At 41.6% G+C, this 4,659-nt stretch carries 3 protein-coding genes; 2 read left to right on the top strand and 1 reads right to left on the bottom strand.

Translation table 11 applies throughout. The features are described 5' to 3' along the window. Both VLN09_RS07195 and VLN09_RS07190 read left to right on the top strand, forming a co-directional pair. The coding region (locus VLN09_RS07195; RefSeq protein ID WP_325245073.1) for a PHA/PHB synthase family protein at positions 1-1,080 on the top strand (1,080 nt) is incomplete at its 5' end. Positions 1,081-1,250: 170 nt separating this feature from the next. Further along, positions 1,251-3,779 (top strand): DUF3141 domain-containing protein, encoded by a 2,529-nt coding sequence (locus tag VLN09_RS07190; protein WP_325245071.1) that lies wholly within the window; start codon positions 1,251-1,253, stop codon positions 3,777-3,779. Between the two features lie 109 nt (positions 3,780-3,888). On the opposite strand, the gene modB is transcribed toward VLN09_RS07190, so the two are convergent. Next, positions 3,889-4,590: a molybdate ABC transporter permease subunit gene (modB, locus tag VLN09_RS07185; protein ID WP_325245069.1), complete on the bottom strand. Its 702-nt coding sequence runs from the start codon at positions 4,588-4,590 to the stop codon at positions 3,889-3,891. Positions 4,591-4,659 lie beyond the last annotated feature (69 nt).

Here is a 4,659-nt window from a genome sequence, read left to right as displayed (position 1 = left end):
CGTCCTTTATTAATTGTACCGCCATGGATTAACAAGTTTTATATCATGGATTTAAAAGAGAAAAACTCATATATCCGTTGGGCGCTCAATGAAGGCCATAGTGTATTTATTATCTCATGGGCCAATCCAACTTCGGCATATAAAGACGTCGGTATGGAAACCTATATGCAAGAAGGTTTGCTGACCGCTCTAGACGTCGTCAAAGAAATTACTGGTGAGACAGGTGCCAACGTCATCGGTTATTGCGTCGGTGGTATATTGCTGGCACTGACGCTATCTTGGTTAACTGAGAATAAACAAGCAGAGCGTATTGCCAGTGCTACGTTCTGGGCGACGTTATTTGATTTTAGTGACCCTGGAGATTTAGGCGTATTCACTGATGACAGTACGGTTAGTGCCCTTGAGCAAGAAGCAAACAAGCAAGGTGTATTTGACGGACGACTAATGGGCGCCGCCTTTAGTCTGTTACGTGAAAATAGCCTTTATTGGAATTATTATGTACAGAACTACCTAAAAGGCGAGCGCCCCGTGCCTTTTGATCTCTTGTATTGGAACTCTGATTGCACCAATATTACCGCCGCATCGCACAGCTTTATACTACGTGAGCTGTATCTAGGTAATAAGATGATTGAGAAAGGCAAGCTAGCATTTGACGGTGTGAAGATTGATTTGTCAAAAGTGACTATCCCAACCTACGTCGTGGCGACATTGCAAGATCATATCGCCAAGTGGAAGGGAAGCTACCTGTCCACACAGGTGCTTGGTGGTGATGTTACTTTCGTACTCGGTGAATCAGGACACATCGCTGGTATTATCAACCCTCCAACGGGTAAATATGGCTTCTATGCTCATGAAGAGTATGTTGCAGATCCTGACGAGTGGTATGCCAAAGCAGAAAAACAGGATAGGAGCTGGTGGCTGCATTGGGAAGAATGGATCAAGAAGCACAGCACAGGAAAAGTAGATAGCAGACAACCGAGTATGGATCACACAGGCAAAGAATGGCAGGTTCTTTGTGACGCTCCGGGAGAATATGTACACATCAGAGTGGATGAGGCTTTACTCTCGACTAACCCCTAGTTGATCTAATATTTTGGTTAATAGCTAGCTTTGCCAAATAATAAATAGGGGGCGGTATACAGCTGCTATTGAGCTTAGCACTAAAAATTTAGTATTGAGACTTTATTATTAAAACTGATATATACAATGTATGAAAAAATATTATCGTTAATTGAAAATTGGAACCACCTATGTCAGATATCATTGAAGAAAATATTGAAAATCAAAATAAAGCTGAAGTATGGTTAAATCGTAGCAACCCACATCATAGAACCACAAATTTTATACCAAACTTTCAGGACATGGTAAACCATCGGTTTTATAAAAATGAAAGCACCTTAGACGAACTTAACCTGCAAAATCACTATAGGACAGACAGTGCGGGTTTGTTAATAGAAGTTAGTTGTAAGCACCTACAGCAAAATCATCAACAAATCAAAGAAAATATCCAGACACTGAATGATGATAATAAGGCCATCATGAAAAGCTGGCAAAAGATGTATACTTCAGAGGGACGACTATGGCAAGAATGGCTAAGCTATAGCACTGACAGTAGTAAACGACTTTTACAAACAGTCGGTGTACTCAAGGAGCGTGGTGATATTTTTCTTGAGCATGAGCTGGCTGGCTGTCCACCGGTTTTAGATTATGATTATCAAGTAATCATGGATGCAAGCAAGTTTGAGCGCCCGTGCAATTATGTCTTGCTAAGAATAGAACCTCCTGAAGGAATTGTCACTAATGATAATGAGCGCCCCTATATCATTATCGATCCTAGGGCTGGGCATGGTGCTGGTATCGGTGGCTTTAAACATGAAAGTCAAGTTGGTGTCGCACTTAAGCAGGGGCACCCTGTATATTTTGTGGCATTTAAGCATCTTCCCGAGCCGACGCAAACCATGGCCGATATTACTTATGCAGAAGGAAAGTTCGTTCGTGCAGTAGAAAAAAGACACCCAACTGCAGAATCACCAGTAATCATTGGTAATTGTCAGGGTGGATGGGCGGTGCTCATTTTAGCTGCAACCAATCCAGAAATTAAAGGTCCTATCGTCCTAAATGGGGCGCCTATCTCAGCTTGGAGCGGAAAGGTTGGGGTCAACCCAATGCGTTACAAAGCAGGTGTCAACGGTGGCACTTGGCTATCCATGCTTAGTGCTGATATGAATAATGGCGTGTTTGATGGTGCTGCGCTGGTCAATAACTTTGAACAAATGACCCCCTATCGAAACTATGTGGGAAAATATTACGATTTATACAAAAACCCACAGGCTAACCGTCAGCGTTTTCTTGATTTTGAGCGTTGGTGGGGCGGTTTCTTTTTAATGAATGATAAAGAAATTCAGTGGATTGTAGAAAATATATTTATTGGTAATCGTCTTGCTCGCAATACAGCACAGCTAGAAATAGGGATGAATATTGATCTACGTAATGTTAAAGCACCGATTATAGCTTTTGCCTCACGTGGTGATGATATTACCCCCCCGCAACAGGCACTAACGTGGATTTTGGATGCTTATAGTGATGAAAGAGATGTTGAGGTATGCGGTCAACGTATCATCTATATGATTCATGAGCAAGTGGGCCATTTGGGTATCTTTGTCAGCTCAAAAATAGCCAATTATGAGCATACAGGTATTGCCTCAATCATGGATATGATTGAAATTTTACCACCAGGGCTATATGAATTGGAAATTGATGATATTGAGGGATTTGGGCAAGAAAAAAAGTTTACCCTCGATTTGAAGCGTCGTACTTTTAAAGATTTAAGTCAAGCGATAGGAGACGACCGAACTGATGAAGAGCTATTTAAAGCGGTACACCGCTACTCAATGGCTCAAACTCAAGCTTATGAGCATAATTTGCGTCCATTAGTAAAGGCCATGAGCAATGAGACTTCTGCTCAATTTCTTCGTACTATGCACCCACTGAGACTCCAAAGAAGCCTATGGAGTAGCAACAATCCGTTAACAGTAGCTGCCTGTCATTTGAGTCAAGTCATCACTAGTACAACTGACACACAACAATGTGATGACTTCGTTCCTGCAAAAAAAGCTAAAGAAACGTATAATCCTTCTGATGTTTATGCCAGAGTCAAACTACCCGCTATTGAGTCTATGCAGCAGGATAATCTTTTCTTGCAAGTAGAAAAAATGTTTATGGATAGTGTCAAAATGACACTAGACTTTTGGCGAGATTGGCAAGGTAGGTACACAGAGAGCATGTTCTTCGGAATTTGGTCAATGCCTTGGTTTCGTGAATATGGAGAACAAGTAGGCTCACGCCGTCTTTTGAATAAAGATGAATTGCATGAATTGCCAAAGGTAGAGGCGGCACTGACCAAAATCGCTGAAGGTGGCTTTAATGAGGCAGTTGTACGTATGATGATCTTGTGCATTATTGTTGCTGATAATAATATAGACCGTGATCAGCTTATGCGTTTGACTGAAGTGCTCACTGAACAAGAACCGTTTACTCATCTGTCACACGCTGATTTGGCAGATATGATACATACTCAGACGCTTATCGTTCGTTTTGCTGAAGAACCCTCTATTAAATCACTAAGCACACTAATAAAAACCAAGTCAGAACGCATCGACGCATTTAAATTGGTTTGTTATGTGGTTGGCGATAAATTAGAAAACAAGAACTTTAAGACCCTATCGATGATGAATGATATTAGAACTGTACTAAATTTGACCCATGCTGATGTTAAGTAGAAACTCTGTTTTATAGTAAGCTAAAACGAATGTAAACTCTCGGGTTTAAGCAAGTTTCGCCTCAAGTATTCATTTACTTGAGGTTTTTTTATGGCGTTTTTTAGCCACTTTATAAGCGTTGATAGTGTCGGCTGACACTTGCAATTAATGTCACCATAACCATCCCCATAATGATGAGAATGGCAGACATCATGTGCGCTGCCTCATAGTTTAATGCCTCTACTTGTTCGTAGATAGCAATCGAGACCACCTTAGTTTCACCTGAGATACTGCCGCCTATCATCAGTACCACGCCAAACTCGCCAATCGTATGCGCAAAGCTGATTAAGCTACCAAGAATAATACCGATACGCGCTTGCGGCAAGGCGACTCGTATAAAGCGCCTGAATCGACTGGGCTCTAATAGGCTTGCGACTTCCATTACGCTAACTGGAATGCGTAAAAACTGCGCGTAGACGGGCTGAACAAAAAAAGGCAATGAATAGATGATAGAGCCGATGACCAGTCCTTCAAAGGTAAAGACAAAGGAGCTGATATTGTATTGCAGCAGCCACTTACCGATACCAAAATTAGGGCTTAACAATAATAATAAATAGAACCCAATCACAGTAGGTGGTAGAACAAGCGGCATCGCAATCATCCCCATCAGTATGATTTTGATACGCCCAGCGGTATGACTGCGACTTGGCTTTGCCAGCCAATAAGCCAATGGCGTACCGAGCAATAACAAGCATAAGGTCGTGACACCAGCAAGCTTAACGCTGACCCATATAGGAAGCAGCATATCTGATATAAGAGACTGAGACATCATAGCGTTACGGTTTGTTTACCTTTTATTCAAGACGTTGTTTATGATACTTAGCAGCATTATCAGTAAGCC

It is taken from the genome of Psychrobacter sp. (genome assembly GCF_035469765.1).
GTDB lineage: Bacteria > Pseudomonadota > Gammaproteobacteria > Pseudomonadales > Moraxellaceae > Psychrobacter.
This window is presented reverse-complemented; position numbering and strand designations above follow the sequence as displayed.